12 protein-coding genes are annotated in these 15,194 nt (G+C 63.5%); 6 read left to right on the top strand and 6 right to left on the bottom strand.

All coding sequences use genetic code 11. The features are described 5' to 3' along the window. Positions 1-174 precede the first annotated feature (174 nt). Positions 175-1,092: a diacylglycerol kinase family lipid kinase gene (locus IPK59_19440; protein MBK8160839.1), complete on the top strand. Its 918-nt coding sequence runs from the start codon at positions 175-177 to the stop codon at positions 1,090-1,092. Here the strand turns inward: IPK59_19440 and IPK59_19435 are convergent. Further along, positions 1,082-1,288 carry a hypothetical protein gene (locus tag IPK59_19435; GenBank protein ID MBK8160838.1) on the bottom strand — a complete coding sequence of 69 codons (207 nt, stop codon included), beginning with the start codon at positions 1,286-1,288 and terminating at the stop codon, positions 1,082-1,084. The genes IPK59_19440 and IPK59_19435 overlap by 11 nt on opposite strands. Positions 1,289-1,399: 111 nt before the next feature. Here IPK59_19435 and IPK59_19430 point away from each other — a divergent pair, with 111 nt between their 5' ends. After that, complete coding sequence (locus IPK59_19430) at positions 1,400-2,305, top strand: LysR family transcriptional regulator (GenBank protein ID MBK8160837.1); 906 nt, start codon at positions 1,400-1,402, stop codon at positions 2,303-2,305. Between the two features lie 10 nt (positions 2,306-2,315). On the opposite strand, the gene IPK59_19425 is transcribed toward IPK59_19430, so the two are convergent. After that, a complete protein-coding gene (locus IPK59_19425) occupies positions 2,316-3,068 on the bottom strand; it encodes a methyltransferase domain-containing protein (GenBank protein MBK8160836.1) in 753 nt (250 codons plus the stop codon). 91 nt (positions 3,069-3,159) lie between these two features. Between IPK59_19425 and gloB the strand changes: the two genes are divergently transcribed. Next, entirely contained in the window at positions 3,160-3,936 is a 777-nt protein-coding gene (gene gloB / locus IPK59_19420) for a hydroxyacylglutathione hydrolase (protein MBK8160835.1), read from the top strand. A 4-nt stretch (positions 3,937-3,940) separates the two neighbouring features. On the opposite strand, the gene IPK59_19415 is transcribed toward gloB, so the two are convergent. Beyond that, on the bottom strand, positions 3,941-4,444 hold the full coding sequence (locus tag IPK59_19415; GenBank protein ID MBK8160834.1) for a PAS domain-containing protein: 504 nt from the start codon (positions 4,442-4,444) through the stop codon (positions 3,941-3,943). 166 nt (positions 4,445-4,610) lie between these two features. Here IPK59_19415 and otsB point away from each other — a divergent pair, with 166 nt between their 5' ends. From otsB to IPK59_19400, 3 genes are read left to right on the top strand one after another with little or no spacing between them, the layout of a single operon-like run. Beyond that, entirely contained in the window at positions 4,611-5,381 is a 771-nt protein-coding gene (otsB, locus tag IPK59_19410; GenBank protein ID MBK8160833.1) for a trehalose-phosphatase, read from the top strand. Continuing rightward, entirely contained in the window at positions 5,382-7,175 is a 1,794-nt protein-coding gene (locus IPK59_19405; GenBank protein ID MBK8160832.1) for a glycoside hydrolase family 15 protein, read from the top strand. It abuts the gene before it with no gap. Beyond that, positions 7,160-8,524: a trehalose-6-phosphate synthase gene (locus IPK59_19400; GenBank protein MBK8160831.1), complete on the top strand. Its 1,365-nt coding sequence runs from the start codon at positions 7,160-7,162 to the stop codon at positions 8,522-8,524. The genes IPK59_19405 and IPK59_19400 overlap by 16 nt, the downstream gene beginning before the upstream one ends. On the opposite strand, the gene msrA is transcribed toward IPK59_19400, so the two are convergent. The 3 genes from msrA to IPK59_19385 form a co-directional block, all read right to left on the bottom strand. Then, the gene (gene msrA, locus IPK59_19395) at positions 8,521-9,180 is read right to left on the bottom strand and encodes a peptide-methionine (S)-S-oxide reductase MsrA (protein MBK8160830.1); all 660 of its coding nucleotides are present in this window, start codon (positions 9,178-9,180) and stop codon (positions 8,521-8,523) included. The genes IPK59_19400 and msrA overlap by 4 nt on opposite strands. A 94-nt stretch (positions 9,181-9,274) precedes the next feature. Then, entirely contained in the window at positions 9,275-12,745 is a 3,471-nt protein-coding gene (locus tag IPK59_19390) for an error-prone DNA polymerase (protein MBK8160829.1), read from the bottom strand. Then, positions 12,745-14,310, bottom strand: a complete 1,566-nt coding sequence (locus IPK59_19385) for a DNA polymerase Y family protein (GenBank protein MBK8160828.1) — start codon at positions 14,308-14,310, stop codon at positions 12,745-12,747. The genes IPK59_19390 and IPK59_19385 overlap by 1 nt, the downstream gene beginning before the upstream one ends. Positions 14,311-15,194 lie beyond the last annotated feature (884 nt).

The raw sequence follows: 15,194 nt of genomic DNA, 5'->3' as shown, positions 1-15,194 counted from the left end.
TTATAGGGGATCACAGCGGCGCCGTATAGTCCTGGTGTTCTCACACCATGATATATCGATTGCGTTGAGCTGTTGACGCCAGATTGGCGGCCGTTCAGCCGCGCTGTGGCGAAAGCACCGATGTCGGTTTAGGGTCTGCCGCCACCGATCGATTCCTGCCCTCCCGAGACTGATTTGAGCCAAGCCCCCCGCATCACCATCATCTTCAATCCCATGGCCGGCCGCCACCGCCGCCTGGTGCTGGAGGATGTCTGCGACCGGCTGACGGCCCGCGGCTGGGCGGTCGAACTGAAGCCGACCGCTGCCAGGGGCGATGCCGAGCGTTTCGCGGCCGACATCGCCGGTCTGCCGGCGGTGGCCCGGCCCGACCTCCTTGCCGTCGCCGGCGGCGACGGGACGATCGGCGAGGCAATCAATGGCCTGGTCTCTGCCAACCCCCAGACCCCCATGCCGATCGGCCTCATTCCCATGGGCACGGCCAATGTCCTGGCGGCGGAGATCGGCCTCACGGTGAATCCCGACGCCATTGCCGCGGCTCTCGATGCGCGGCGGACGCAGGCCATCCATGTCGGGCTTGCCAATGGCCGAGCCTTCACGCTGATGGCGGGTGTCGGTGTCGATGCCCATGTGGTGGCGGGGCTTGATGTGGCGTTGAAGCGCCGCATCGGCAAAGGGGCTTATATCGTCGGGGCGGTGAAGCAACTCTTCCGTTTTGGTTTTCCGGCCTATCGCGTGCGGGTCGATCAGGGGCCGATCCTCGACGCCGCCTCGGTCATCGTTGCCAAGGGCAGATTCTATGGCGGCAGGCATATCGTGGCGCCACGCGCCCGGCTGGGTCAGCCCTCGTTCCAGGTCTGTCTGTTCGAGCGCAGGGGCCCCTTTCACATGCTGCGCTACGCTCTGGCCTTGGCCCTGGGAACGCTACCAACCGCGCGCGGCTATCGCATTCTTGAAGGACGTCACGTCGCCATCGATGGGCCCGCCCAGGACCCCATCCAGGGGGATGGCGACATCCTGGGCCAGTTGCCCGCGATCATCGAGATAGCACCGCAACCGATCCAGCTGGTGATGCCGGCCGGCTTCAGGCCGTAAAGCCTGACCAGGCGGCCGGCTGATCGAGCGGGATCAGGGAGGAACGCGGTTCCTGCGGCTCGCTCAACAGTTTGACTGCAGTGAGGACCAGGGCGACCACGATCAGCACGGCCACCAGCGAGGCGCCAAGGCTAACAGTCTGGACAGGCTGCTCGACCTCAGGCTGGTCAAACAGGCGATGGGTTGAATCGGTCATTTTCGTCTCCGTCTTGCGGGGTTGATCGGCTTGACGAGAGAGATGTAATTGCCCATGATTGTTTTGAAAAATTGGTAGTTCTGAACGGATAGTTTCGAAAAATAGAACGATATGCAGATAACTAACCTCGACATGGATGTGTTGCGCAGTTTCGTCACCGGCACGGAGCTGGGCAGCTTTGCCAAGGCCGCCGACCGGTTGGGGCGGTCGCAATCGGCCATCAGCCTGCAATTGAAGAAGCTTGAGGAGCAGGTCGGCGAAAGCTTGTTGCGCAAGGACGGGCGTGGCCTCGCCCTGACAGCCTCCGGCGAGATTCTGCTGTCCTACGCCAAGCGCCTGCTGGAACTGAATGACGAGGCCCTGGCAGCGACCCGCGGCGTCGCGGTCGAAGGCTGGGTGCGCCTCGGCCTGGTCCAGGATTTCGCCGAGAGCTGGCTGCCGCAATTGTTGGGGCGCTTTGCCCGTGCCCACCCGCAGATCAGGGTCGATGTCCTGGTCGAACGCGGTGTCAATCTCGCGGTGGCGGTTGAGAAGGGGGAGCTGGATCTCGCCTTGTGCTGGGGCGATTATCCGAGCCCGCGCCGGCTTAAGGTTGCGGAGATTCCATTGCGCTGGATCGGGTCCAGCAATTTCAGGCAGGCGCCTGGCGAGCCGGTGCCGCTGCTGGCCTTCAAGCAACCCTGCACCTTCCGCACTCGGGCGATCGAAGCGCTTGATGCCGCCGGCATGCCGTGGCGCATCGCTTTCAACAGTCCCAGCCTTGCTGGTCTTTACGCGGCGGTTGAAGCCGGGCTTGGTGTCACACCGCGCACGTCGGAAGGGATTCCGTCGCGCCTGTGTGTTCTGGGTGCCGAGAGCGGCCTGCCGGCGATGAATTCGACGATCGATCTGTTCCTGCATGTCGGCATGGAAAATCCGCCGCCCGCCACGCAGCGGCTGCGCGAAACACTGCTGGAAACGCTGGCAACCGGTCTGGTCTCGCTTACGCCGCCGCGGGCAACAAAGGCGCGCGCCTGAGGAAACCTCGTCACTCCGAAGTCGAATCGCGCGACAGGCTGCGGGTCGCGGCTGTCGTGACCGGTACCATGGCCGGCAAGCGGCGGCGTCGGCTCTTGACGGGCATCGCGCCATAGACTTGCTTGGTGGCTTCGATGAGGATGGCGCCGGCCAGGCCCGGCATGGCGTGTCGCGCAAACTTTTCCCAGCCGGGGGCTGCCCGCAGCCACGAGCGGTTGCGAAAGGGCAGGAAGAAGAGGCTGCGGGCCGTGCGCAGCGGCGTGAACGAATGGTTGCGCAACAGGCGCGACAATTGCCCGGCGGAATAGGGTTGCCCAAAGCCGAAGGGCGACCGTTCCAGCTGCGCCCACAGGCTGCGGCGATTGGGCACCACCAGCAGCAGGCGACCGCCGCCGGCCAGCACGCGCCAGGCTTCGCGCAGCATGTCGCCAGGATGGTCCGATCCCTCCAGCCCATGCACCATCAGAATGCGGTCGACCGAATAATCCTGCAGCGGAAGTTCGGTTTCATCGGCAAGGGCGGTGAGGTTGGGCTCATTGTACGGCCAATGCACGACCCCTTGACCGGCCGGCATGATTGCGAGCACGCGCTCGGCTTCGCCGCGAAACTGCCGCAGATAGGGTGTCGCGAAGCCGAGGCCGAGCACCGATTGACCGCGCACATCCGGCCACAATTCGCGGATCCGCGCCCGCAGCAGCTGGCGCGTCACCGCGCCAAGCGGCGTCTGGTAGAAATCGCGGAGATCGACCACATCCTGAAACACGCGCCAACCTATCCGTGTCTGATCCTGTCTGCTTTGATTATGGCATATCCGCTGCTATCGTCAGCCCCAAAGTGATTTTGGAGCCAGCGCGATGCCGCAACAGCCATTAGAAATCGTTGTTTTTCCGATGCTCTCGGACAATTACGGCTTTCTGATCCATGATCCGGTCAGTGGCGCCACCGCCGTGGTGGACCCGGCCGAAGCAGCGCCGGCCCTGGCCGCCTGCGCGGAACATGGCTGGAAGCTCACGCATATCCTCAACACGCATCATCACGGCGATCATGTCGGCGGCAATCTCGACCTCAAGGCGCAAACAGGCTGCACGATCATCGGCCCGGCCTATGACAGGGATCGCATTCCCGGAATCGATATCGCCGTGGATGAGGCGAGCGGTGCCGATTTTGCCGGTCATCATGCACGGGTCTTCTTCGTACCCGGGCATACGCGCGGCCACATCGCCTACTGGTTTGCGGACGACCATGCCCTGTTCTGCGGAGACACGCTGTTCTCGCTGGGCTGCGGCCGCCTGTTCGAAGGCACGCCGGTGCAGATGTGGTCGTCGCTGCTCAAGCTGCGCGCTCTGCCGGACGACACGCGCATCTATTGCGCCCATGAATATACGCAGTCGAATTGCCGCTTTGCGTTGACCGCCGAACCGGAGAATGCCGCGCTGAAAGAACAGGCTGAACTGATCAAAGCGGCGCGCGCCGCCGGGCAATTCACGGTGCCGTCCACTCTGGCGGTCGAGAAGGCCTGCAATCCCTTCCTACGCGCCGATCAACCGACTCTGCGCAGGCGTTTTGGCGGCGAAGGCAGCAGTGATACGGAGATCCTCGGGGCGATCCGGGCCGCCAAGGATCGCTTCTAGCCGTTCAAACCAGATAATGATGGGTGTAGGCGATGATCATGTTGATCGCTTGCCCATCTTCGGACAGCGGCAGGATCACCGTCTGTTCGTTGCCGATGCGTCCGTCGGGTGTCACAAACCGACGCTGTTCGAAACGCGGTGCACGCCGCGCCACGACGTCGTCATAGGATGCAAGGGCAGCCTCGGCCGAGGTCGCAAAATAGCCATCGGTGACACCTTTTCCTGTGGGATCATTGCCACGCATCGCGACTTCGCGCGTACCCATCAATCGGTAAACGAACCGACGATCGTCATCGACGACATCGATGAGGGCAATGCCGGGCAAAAAGGGGATCATGTCGACAGGATCAAAGTCGCGGCGCGCCGGCATGGTGCGCCTTCCGCGCTTCCGGCACCAGAAATCATGGAACGCAACAATATCGGTGCAATAGGTGCCAGAGCGCAATGCGTCATCTGCCGTCGAACTGGCGATGTAGAGCTGTTCTTTGCCCGGCACGGCGTCTGACATGGTCTAGTGATCAACTCCAGCTTGGATCCAACTGGCAGCCTAGCCGAGGGCAAGCCTAAACCCAAGTGGAACCATGGCCCATGTACAGCGTTAGAAGCTTGTCGACATATTTACGTCAATTTTTGAACAATGGATCTATTGGTGCGGCGATGAACGCTGAATTTTCATGACGTTGCAGGAGAACCAAGACCTCCCGCCGCGCCCATATCTACTGGATGCGCGCGATTGGGCGCTTTTCCTGGATCTGGATGGGACGCTGCTCGATCTGGCTGCGTCGCCGGATTCGGTTTTCGTTCCCAACAACCTGATCGATATCCTGGCACAAGTGAGACGTGGATTGTCCGGTGCCTTGGCGATCATTTCGGGGCGACCGCTGCGCACCATTGACCGCTTGCTGCATCCGCTGCTCCTTGTAGCGGCCGGCGAACATGGCGCGGTGCTGCGTTGCCCGGATGGCGGCATCATCGAAGCCGAGTCCGAGACGGTGGTACCAGCCAAATGGCGCGAAGCGCTTCGTGTTGCCGCCGAGAACTGGCCAGGCGTTCTGGTTGAGGAAAAGTCCCACAGCATCGCGATCCATTATCGCCATAATCTGCCGGCAGCACTGCCGATCATGGCTATGCTGCAGGAGTTGATGGCGGGATGCGACGATTTCCAAGTCCTGCCAGCGGTGATGGCGCGTGAGTTGCGCCATCGGACGGTCAACAAGGGAAATGCGCTGACGACGTTGATGGCACAGCAGCCCTTTCGGGGCCGTCGACCGCTGTTCATCGGCGATGATGTGACGGACGAGGATGCCATTGCGGCCGCCGCACGATTGGGTGGTGTCGGCCTCCGCGTACCAGACGTGTTCGCGGGGGAGCCTGCGCGCGTCCGCGCATGGCTTGCCGAACTTGCCGCCAGCTTCGACCGCAATCCAGATCAAGTGGGAAAATAGATGGCGCAATTGGATCTGGGTGTCATCGGCAATGGGACCGTTGCAAGTCTGGTGGATCAAGCCGGGCGGCATCAATGGTTCTGTTTTCCCAGCTTTGACGGCGACCCGTTGTTTAATGCCCTGGTGAACGGGACTGAGCCAGCACACGGCTTTACCGATCTCGTCATTCGCGATGTCGCCACCACGACGCAATGCTATCAGCGCAACACCGCCGTGCTGGAAACCAACTTTACGGACAGTCAAGGCGGATCTTGCCGAGTGATCGATTTTGCACCGCGCTTCATGCGGTTTGGTCGTTTTTTCTGCCCGCCGATGCTGATCCGGCGCATCGAGCCAATCGGCGGCCGTTGCAAGATCACGGTGCGCATGCGACCCACCTTCGACTATGGCGCAACGGTGCCCAGGGTCAGCATTGGCAGCAACCATCTCCGTTTCGTTGCCGGCGACAGTACCTTGCGCGTTACTACCGACATGCCGGTGAGCTATCTCGCGGATGAAGTCGAATTAATGCTCGACCGCCCGGTCAATCTCATCATCGGTGGCGATGACCCGGTGCCTGAGGCGCCGCAAGCGCTGGTGACCGAGTTTCTCGACCAGACGCTGGCCTATTGGCGCGAATGGGTGCGTGATCTTGCGGTTCCGTTCGATTTCCAGGAAGCGGTCATTCGCGCCGCCATCACCTTGAAGCTGTGCACCTTCGAGGATACCGGCGCCATCGTTGCGGCACTGACCACCTCGGTGCCGGAGGCCGCGCATTCGGGCCGCAACTGGGACTATCGCTATTGCTGGCTGCGCGATTCCTACTTCGCGGTGACGGCACTCAACAGATTGGGTGCCACGCGCACCATGGAAAACCATGTGCGCTTCATCCTCAATGCGGTGCTGAATGCCGGCGTCTCGCCGGAGGTGCCGCTCTATCCGATCGTGCCGGGCAGCGATGTGACCGAGCGCAATGCCGATGCCTTGGCTGGGTTTCTTGGCATGGGACCGGTTCGCGTCGGCAACGCTGCGGTGATCCAACGACAGCATGACGGCTATGGTTCCATCATCCTCACCGCGGCGCAGATGTTCTATGATGAGCGCCTGCCGACCGTGGGCGATCTCGATCTCTATCGCCAGTTGCGGCCGATCGGCGATCTTGCCGCAGCCTCTGCCCTGGCGCCGGATGCGGGCCTTTGGGAGTATCGCGAGCGCGTCGGCGTGCACACCCATTCTGCCGCCATGTGCTGGGCGGCGTTGCACCGGTTGGGCCTCATCGCCGGGCCGGTGGGTGAGATCGCGGATCGCGACCGCTGGCTGAAGCTCGCTGCCGATTTGCGGACCACCATCCTGGAACGATCGACTTCTGCCACCGACGGCTGGATCGCCGGCGCCTTTGATTCGCAAGTGTGCGACGCCGCCGTGCTGATGCTGCCCGAGATTGGCCTGCTGCCTTACGACGATCCGCGCTTCCTGCGCACATTGGACATCATCGAGAAGCGGCTGATGCATAACGGTTTCATCATCCGCTACGACGAGCCCGACGATTTCGGCCGGCCGGAAACGGCCTTCCTGGTATGCAGCTGGTGGTTCATCGACGCGCTGGTGGCTGTCGGTCGGCGCGAACAGGCGGAGGATCTGTTTCGTCGGATCCTCGCCAGACGCAATCATCTGGGTCTCCTGTCGGAAGATCTCGACGGCATCGACGGCACGCTTTGGGGCAACTTTCCTCAAACCTTCTCGATGGTCGGCATGATCCTGTCCGCCATGCGCCTCAGCCGGAGCTGGGAGGAGGGCCTATGGCGCGCGTCGTAATCGTCTCGAACCGAGTACCGCTGCCCAATGAACGTGGCGCGCGCGCAGGTGGCCTTGCCGTCGGTGTCAGCGATGCGTTGAAAGATGGTGGACTCTGGTTTGGTTGGAGTGGCGAGATTTCCAAGGCCGCACTCAATCTGGTCCGCAAGGTAGAGGCAGGCGGGATCACTTATGCGACGATCGATCTGTCGCAGGAGGATTATGACCAGTTCTATGTTGGCTACGCTAATTCGACGCTTTGGCCCTTGTTCCATTTCCGCCTTGGTCTGATCGATTTCAAACGCGAGGATCTCGAGGGGTACTTCTCCGTCAATCGGACCTTCGCTGCCGCCTTGGCGCTGGAACTGCGACCGGACGATATCGTGTGGATTCATGACTATCACCTGATCCCTCTGGGTGCCGAGTTGCGACGGCTGGGCGTACGCAATCGACTCGGTTTCTTCCTCCACATTCCCTTTGTGCCTGCGAGTCTCTTTGCTGCCTTGCCGCAGGGCGAAACGCTGCTGCGCGCTTTCCTTGCTTATGACGTGGTGGGACTGCAGACCGAGGAGCATCGCCGCGATTTTCTCGATGCGGTGAAGCAGGTGCTGGGCATTGAGCCGGATCCGGATGGGCTGCTGGTGACTGCCGGTGGCTCCGCGCGCGCCATCGCCAATCCGATCGGCATCGATGCGCGTGCCTTTGCCGCCATGGCATCGAAGGCTGAACGCTCGACGGAAACAAGGCGGTTGCTGTCAAGCCTCGTTGGACGGTCATTGGTAATCGGGGTGGATCGGCTGGACTATTCGAAAGGCCTGCCGAACCGGTTCAGCGCCTTCGGCAAGCTCCTGCAGGATTACCCCGAGCATCGGCAGAAGGTGAGCTATCTGCAGGTCGCGGCAAAGAGCCGGGAAGACGTCTCGGAATATCAGGCGCTGCGTCGCGAGCTTGACCGCAAGGCCGGCAACATCAATGGCCGCTTTGCCGAGTTCGACTGGGTGCCCTTGCGCTATATGACCCGGCCGATGACCCGCCCCATGCTGGCGGGCTTCTACCGGGCAGCACGGGTCGGGTTGGTGACGCCGCTACGCGATGGGATGAATCTGGTGGCCAAGGAATTCATTGCCGCCCAGGACCATAACGATCCGGGCGTGCTGATCCTGTCGCGGTTTGCCGGGGCGGCCGAGGATCTGGCGGAAGCCTTGATCGTCAACCCCTATGACCCTGACGAGATCACGGAAGCGATGCACCAGGCACTGATCATGCCTCAGGATGAACGGCAGGATCGCATGGCGCATCTGCGCGCCCGCGTCTTCACCAGTACTGCGGAAGCCTATTGCCGCAATTTCCTCGCGGCACTTGCCGCCTAGGCGTCGACGCCGACACCGATCGGGCAGGAGACGCCCGTGCCGCCGAGGCCACAATAGCCGCCCGGGTTCTTGGCCAGATATTGCTGGTGATAGTCTTCGGCGAAATAGAAGGGTGGTGCCGCGGCGATTTCCGTGGTGATCGGATCTCGTGCACCCGCCTTGGCCAGCGCCGCCTGATAGGCATCGCGGCTGGCCAGTGCCAGATCATGCTGTGCCGTTGAATGGGTATAGATGGCGCTGCGATATTGTGTGCCGACATCATTGCCCTGGCGCATGCCCTGGGTCGGGTTGTGGCTTTCCCAGAAGGTCTTCAGCAGGGTCTCATATGACACCTTGGTGGGGTCATAGACGACGCGGACGGCCTCGGTATGGCCGGTACGGCCGCTGCAGGCCTCTTCATAGGTGGCGTTGGGCGTGAAGCCGCCCTGATAGCCGACGGCGGTCGCATAAATGCCCGGTACCTGCCAGAATTTGCGCTCCGCCCCCCAGAAGCAGCCCATGCCGAAATCAGCGACTTCCAGTCCGGCCGGGTAGGGCGGGGTCAGCTTATGGCCGGTGATCAGATGCGGGTTGGGCAAGGACATCGCGGTGGCGCGGCCGGGCAAGGCGGTCTCCGGGCTGGGCATCTCGACGGTCTTGCGGGCGAAACTGAACATCTGGGGATCTCCTCACGGCCTGAAAGGGCGAGGGCGATATATGGGGTGCCGATCGCGTCCTGCCAAGGCGGGACATTATCATGGATCGGCTCGGTCAGTGAAAATCGCGGCTGCGGGCAACGAGGGCGGGCCTTTCGGCGCGTTGCCGGGCATCGCCACCATTGGGCCGGGTCACTTCATCGGCCCTGGCCACCGGAACGGCGAGGGTTTGGCCCATGTGTGGACCGCCGTGCGGACCGTCGCCTTCCTTCAGATTATGCAGCAGCTCGGTCATGTCGATGAGACGCTGCGCCACCACATGGATGACCTGCTCGGGTGCCTTGCCCTCGATCTGGATGCGCCCGACGCAGCCGACCAGCCCGGCGCCCATGACGATCGGCCGGTACTGTGCGAACAATTGCGGCCAGACCACCAGATTGGCGATGCCGGTTTCATCCTCCAGGGTCATGAAGATGACACCGCTGGCCGTGCCCGGCTGCTGGCGGACGAGGACCAGCCCCGCGACGAAGATGCGCTCTCCGTTCTTCAGGTGACCCAGATAGTTGCAAGGCACGGTTCCACGCCGCCGCAGGGTCGGGCGCAGGAAGGAAAGGGGATGCTTCTTCAAGGAGAAATGCTGGGTCCGGTAATCCTCGATGACATGCTGCGAAAGTGGCATTTCCGGCAGGGGTGCCATTTGCGGCGGCGGTGGTTCAAGACCGGCCAGCAGCGGCAGCGGCGCCTCGTCCAGCGCCTTCACAGCCCACAGCGCCTGGCGCCGCTCCAAACCGAGGGAGCGGAAGCAATCGGCCTCGGCCAGCTTCACCAGGGTGGCCGGCGTGAGGCCGGTTCGCCGCCACAGATCATCGACGCTGCGATAGCCATCGCCGCGGGCGGCGATCAGCCGGTCGATCTCGGCTTTCTTCAGGCCGTCGACCTGCCGCAGTCCCAGGCGGAGGGAGAGGTGCTTGTCATAGCGCGTCTGCGCGGCTTTCAACAGGCGGTCGCGCCGGTTGCGTAACGGCGCATGAGGCTTGGCGTCGGTCACACGCTCGATAGTGTAATCCCAATTGCTGTGGTTGATGTCGGCGGACCTGATGACGACACCATGTTCATCGGCGTCATGGATGATCTGGGCCGGCGCATAGAAGCCCATGGGCTGGCTGTTGAGCAATGCCGCGGCGAAGATCGACGGATAATGGCATTTCAGCCAAGCGGAGACCGAGACCAGCAGGGCGAAGCTCGCAGCATGGCTTTCCGGAAAGCCATAATTGCCGAAGCCCTCGATCTGGCGAAAGCAACGCTCGGCAAAATCCCGCTGGTAGTTGCGCGCCAGCATGCCGCCAATGAACTTGTCGCGGAAAGAGTTGATCGTGCCGGTCTTCTTGAAGGTCGCCATGGCGCGGCGCAGTTCGTCGGCCTCGCCGGCGCTGAAGCCGGCGGCGACGATGGCGATCTTCATCACCTGTTCCTGAAACAGGGGCACGCCTTTGGTCTTGTCGAGGATCGCCTTCAATTCTTCGCTGGGTGAGTCGCTGGGTTCCTTGCCTTCGCGCCGGCGCAGGTAAGGGTGGACCATGTCGCCCTGGATCGGCCCCGGGCGCACGATGGCGACTTCGATGACGAGATCATAAAGATTGCGGGGTTTCAGGCGCGGCAGCATGGTCATCTGCGCGCGACTCTCGACCTGGAACACGCCCACCGTGTCGGCCGCGCACAGCATGTCATAGGTGGCCGTATCGTCCTGCGGGATGCCGGCCAGTTCCAGTTGCTGGCCGGTCTGCTGCGCGATGAGGTCGAATGCCTTGCGGATGCAGGTCAGCATGCCCAGCGCCAGCACATCGACCTTGAGCAGCTTCAGCGCATCGAGGTCGTCCTTGTCCCATTGGATGACGGTGCGGTCCACCATCGCTGCATTCTCGATCGGCACCAGGCTGGAGAGCGGTCCCTTGGAAATGACGAAGCCACCGACATGCTGCGACAGGTGGCGCGGCATGCCGGCCAGTTCCTGTGCCAGATCAAGGGTCAGGCGCAGGCGCCGGTCATCGGGGTCAAGGCCGGCATCGCGGATCTGCTGGTCGGTCAGCGCCCGCATCGACCAGCCCCAGATGGTCTTGGAAAGGCGGTTGATGACATCCTCGGAAAGTCCCATGACGCGGCCGACATCGCGCAGGGCGCCACGCGAGCGGTAGCAGATGATGGTGGCGGTGAGGCCGGCCCGGTTGCGGCCGTATTTTTCATAGATGTACTGGATGATTTCCTCACGCCTCTCATGTTCGAAATCGACGTCGATGTCCGGCGGTTCGTCGCGGGCGGTGCTGATGAAGCGTTCGAACAGCAGATCGTTCTGGATGGGATCGACGGCGGTGATGTCGAGGCAATAGCATACCACCGAATTGGCCGCCGAGCCGCGGCCCTGGTGCAGGATGCCCAGGCGGCGCGCCTCCCGCACGATATCGCGCACAGTCAGGAAATAGCGCGCGTAATCCATCTCCTCGATGAGGGCGAATTCATGCTCAAGCTGCTGGCGGATCTTGGGCGAGAGATCAGGCCCATAACGCCATTTGGCACCCGCCCAGGTGAACTTCTTCAGGCTTTCAAGCGGTGTTTCGCCGGGTGTCACGACCTCCTCGGGATATTCATATTTGAGCTCATCGAGCGAGAAGGTGCAGCGCGCGGCGAAGGCGGCGGACCGCGCCACGGCATCTTCCAGGCCGCGGAACAGGCGACGCATTTCGCTGCCCGGTTTCAGATGCCGCTCGGCATTCTTCTCCAGCCGGTAGCCGGCATTGTCGATGGTGCAGCCATGGCGCACACAGGTCAGCACATCGAACAGCGTCTTGCGCGCCGGGGCGTGGTGGCGCACCTCGTTGATGGCAATGGTGGGAATGCCCGTTTCATCGGCCAGTCTTTGCAATGCCCGCAAGCGCCGTGCGTCGTCACCGCGATAGAGATGGGCAAGGGCGAGATAGCCGGCATCGCCGAAATCAGTGCGGAAGCGATGGAGGAAGGCAGGGAGAGCGTGCCCGTCATGACCACCCCTCACCCCAACCCTCTCCCCGCTGACGCGGGGCGAGGGGGCTGACGGTGTACTCACAAGCCCCTCGCCCCTCTGGGGAGAGGGGTTGGGGTGAGGGGTGGTTGCTGGCGGCACCACGATCGCCAGAAAACCTTCCTTGGCCGCCACGAAATCGGCGTAGTCGAGATGGCATTGGCCCTTGGGTGCGCGCCGGCGTCCCAGGGTGAGGAGCTCGCACAACCGGCCATAGGCGGCGCGGTCCAGTGGATAAGCGAGGATGTCCGGCGCATCGCGGAAGCTCAAGCGGCAGCCGACCACGAGGCGGAGGTCGAATTTCCGGCAGGCGACATGCGCGCGCACGATGCCGGCCAGCGAATTGCGGTCGGCAATGCCCAACGCATTCATGCCGAGCGCCTTGGCCGACACCGCCAACTCCCAGGCATGGGAGGCCGCTTCCAGGAAGCAGTAATTGGTCATGGTTGAAAGCTCGACATAGCCGGCATCCTCCGCCACCGCGCGGGGTTCGCGCGGCGCGATGGGGAGCGGGATGATCTTGCTGCCGCGCATCACGCAAAGATGCCGTGCAGGAACCAGCGCGGCGGCCGTGCCGTATCCTGCGCATAAAGGCCGCTGCGATAGAGCCAGAAGCGGCGGCCGTCCTCGATCTCGACGCGGTAATAATCGCGCGTGTCCTTCCCGTCATCACCTGCCTGCCACCATTCCGGCCGGATGCGCTCCGGTCCTTCCGCCTTGGCGACGCGGTGCTGCACATGGCGCCAACGGAAGGACAGCGGCGGATCATCGGGCACGGGGGCAATCGCCTCGATCGGTTCGGGCGGCGAGAGGAGGCGGATCGGTCGTGGCGGCAGCGCCACGTTCCAATCATTGGGCGGCTGCTTCTTCTGCAGCGGCGGCACGAAGGTGACCGCGCGCTCCGGCACATGGCTGGCGATGGCGCGGGGCACGGTGAGGCTGCCCGACCCAAGCCGGTTGGTGAGCCGGTCGACCAGGGGTGCAATGTCAGCCGCGGTGACGGCGGGATTGCGCCGCTCGAGATCGACCTGCGTCGCCGTCATTCTTTCGGAGACCAGGGCGCTCAAGCTCATGCGCTCGATGCCGGGGCCGGGATCGATGCTATCCAATTTCTCCGTCAACAGACGCAGCAGATGCTTCAGGTCGCGGCTGGGGCGGGCGGTGCCGATGATGAGGCCGGGAGCCGCTTCATCGAGGCGATGGGCAATGAGGCCGAGACGGCGGACGCCCAACTCCTGTGTCGCCAATTCGCCGAGCAGGCGCGTGAGCAAAATGTCGGTCGCCCGCGCGATCGATTCCGGTGCCGAGATCGGCTCGGCGAAGACCAGGCTGACGCGGTGATCGGGCAGCGGCGCCAAGGGCGAGAGACTCTCCGCGGCATAGCCCAAGGCCTGATCCAGCCGCTCCAGCAACCGCGCACCGAAGCGTTTGGTGAGAGCGGCGCGCGGCAGCGGATAAAGATCGCCGATGCGCCGCAGGCCCAGCCGCTCGAGCCCGGCCGCTGTCACATCATCAAGGCGCAAGGCACGCACGGGCAGGCGACCCAGGGCCGTTGAAATGCTGCCGGGCGGAATGATGGCGTGGTCGCCGCCGAACCTGGCGCTGGCCCAGGCAGCGCCGATCGTCCCCGCAATGGCGCCGCGCGCCTGGAAGCCCTGGCGGGCAAGGCGCGTGAGCGCATCGGCCATCAGCCGGTCCTCGCCCTGCCACAGATGCGCGCAGCCGGTGATGTCGATAACGAGGCCATCGGGCGCATCCGGCGTTGTGTGCGGCGAGAAGCGCGTCGCCCATTGCGCCAGTTGATGGAGATTGCCGAGATCGCCCGCGGGATCGGCCGGTTCCACCCGCGCCTCCGGCACACAGGCCAAGGCATCGGCCAGACGCTGGCCGGGAAACAGCCCGCGCGCCAGCGCCACATCATCGGCCGCATGCACCAGGCGCAGATTGCCGCTGCTCCGCACCAGCAACAGCGGCGCCTCAACCGGCGGCGCGCTTGATGCCGGGTTCTGCTGCTGACGGTGCCGGCGCCACCAGCGGTCGGTCGGCCAGTGCGGCAGAAACAGGCTGAGGAAACGTCGCTTCTCGCCATCCATCTTCATGTTCCTCGATATGCCAGGTTCCAGGACGCCCACCGCGGCAGCCACAGCCTCGATGTGCCAGCGAGCCGGGCCGGGGAGCGTTGGGTGCGGCAATGCCTCGATGCCCAGTGAAGGTGCCGGGCCGATGCGCCAGCGCGTGACGGCGGCGATCGGCTGGCTGCCGAGTTGCCGCAACTGATCGGCGCGCCCACCGCGGCGGATCACGAGGGCCGGGATGCCGCTTTTCTCCGCGGCCAATTGCAGCCGCCGGCTCTGCGTGAGATCGAGGGCGGAGATCTCCGCCACCACCGCGTTAAGGCCGGCGCAGCGCAATGCTTCTTCCATCGCCCAGAGCGCATCGGCATTGCGCTTGATGCGCAGATGCAGCAGCCGGTCCGGATCGACGCCGCGTTCCGGCAAGGCGCGGGCATAAAGATCGCGCTGCCGGGCGATCCACAGCGTGCTGCCATTCCCGTGCTGCTGGCGACGGCCCATGAGGCGTGCCACGGCCGCGGCGGCAAGGCTCGCTTCCTCGAGATCGGGTCCATGGCCGGCAAACTCATGCAGGGCGCCGAGTGCCAGGCCACCCCCGGGGAGATGAAGGTCGATGGCGTTGAGACCCCAGGTGAGTGCGCGCGTGGTGGCGGGACCGCCCATGCCGGCCTGCGGCAGCTTCTCCAACAAGGCAATCTGCCGGCGCAGGGCCGCCAGGCCCGCCGGCTGGGTTGCGGGGGCGGAAAGTGGCTTAAGCGTGGGGTGAGCCTGGGTCATGTTTTGTTTTTGTTCTCATTGTGGGGCGAGTCAAGGCGTGAGAACAAAAAACGAACATTGTGGTTGACGAATGTAATTTGCGTGATGTAATTTACGTTTATCAACCTGTGGGAGGATTTGCCATGCTTAGACCG

The organism is Rhodospirillaceae bacterium, from assembly GCA_016712715.1.
In the GTDB taxonomy this organism is placed as follows: domain Bacteria; phylum Pseudomonadota; class Alphaproteobacteria; order Dongiales; family Dongiaceae; genus Dongia.
Note: the sequence above shows the minus strand (reverse complement) of the source record. Positions and strands in the feature narration are given on the sequence as shown.

Excerpts from the sequence above, each read along its gene's own strand:
- gloB (MBK8160835.1), top strand. The coding sequence starts at position 3,160 with ATGCCGCAACAGCCATTAGAAATCGTTGTTTTTCCGATGCTCTCGGAC.
- IPK59_19390 (MBK8160829.1), bottom strand. The coding sequence starts at position 12,745 with ATGCGCGGCAGCAAGATCATCCCGCTCCCCATCGCGCCGCGCGAACCC.
- IPK59_19430 (MBK8160837.1), top strand. The coding sequence starts at position 1,400 with ATGCAGATAACTAACCTCGACATGGATGTGTTGCGCAGTTTCGTCACC.
- IPK59_19435 (MBK8160838.1), bottom strand. The coding sequence starts at position 1,288 with ATGACCGATTCAACCCATCGCCTGTTTGACCAGCCTGAGGTCGAGCAG.
- msrA (MBK8160830.1), bottom strand. The coding sequence starts at position 9,180 with ATGTTCAGTTTCGCCCGCAAGACCGTCGAGATGCCCAGCCCGGAGACC.
- IPK59_19405 (MBK8160832.1), top strand. The coding sequence starts at position 5,382 with ATGGCGCAATTGGATCTGGGTGTCATCGGCAATGGGACCGTTGCAAGT.
- otsB (MBK8160833.1), top strand. The coding sequence starts at position 4,611 with ATGACGTTGCAGGAGAACCAAGACCTCCCGCCGCGCCCATATCTACTG.
- IPK59_19385 (MBK8160828.1), bottom strand. The coding sequence starts at position 14,310 with ATGAAGATGGATGGCGAGAAGCGACGTTTCCTCAGCCTGTTTCTGCCG.
- IPK59_19400 (MBK8160831.1), top strand. The coding sequence starts at position 7,160 with ATGGCGCGCGTCGTAATCGTCTCGAACCGAGTACCGCTGCCCAATGAA.
- IPK59_19415 (MBK8160834.1), bottom strand. The coding sequence starts at position 4,444 with ATGTCAGACGCCGTGCCGGGCAAAGAACAGCTCTACATCGCCAGTTCG.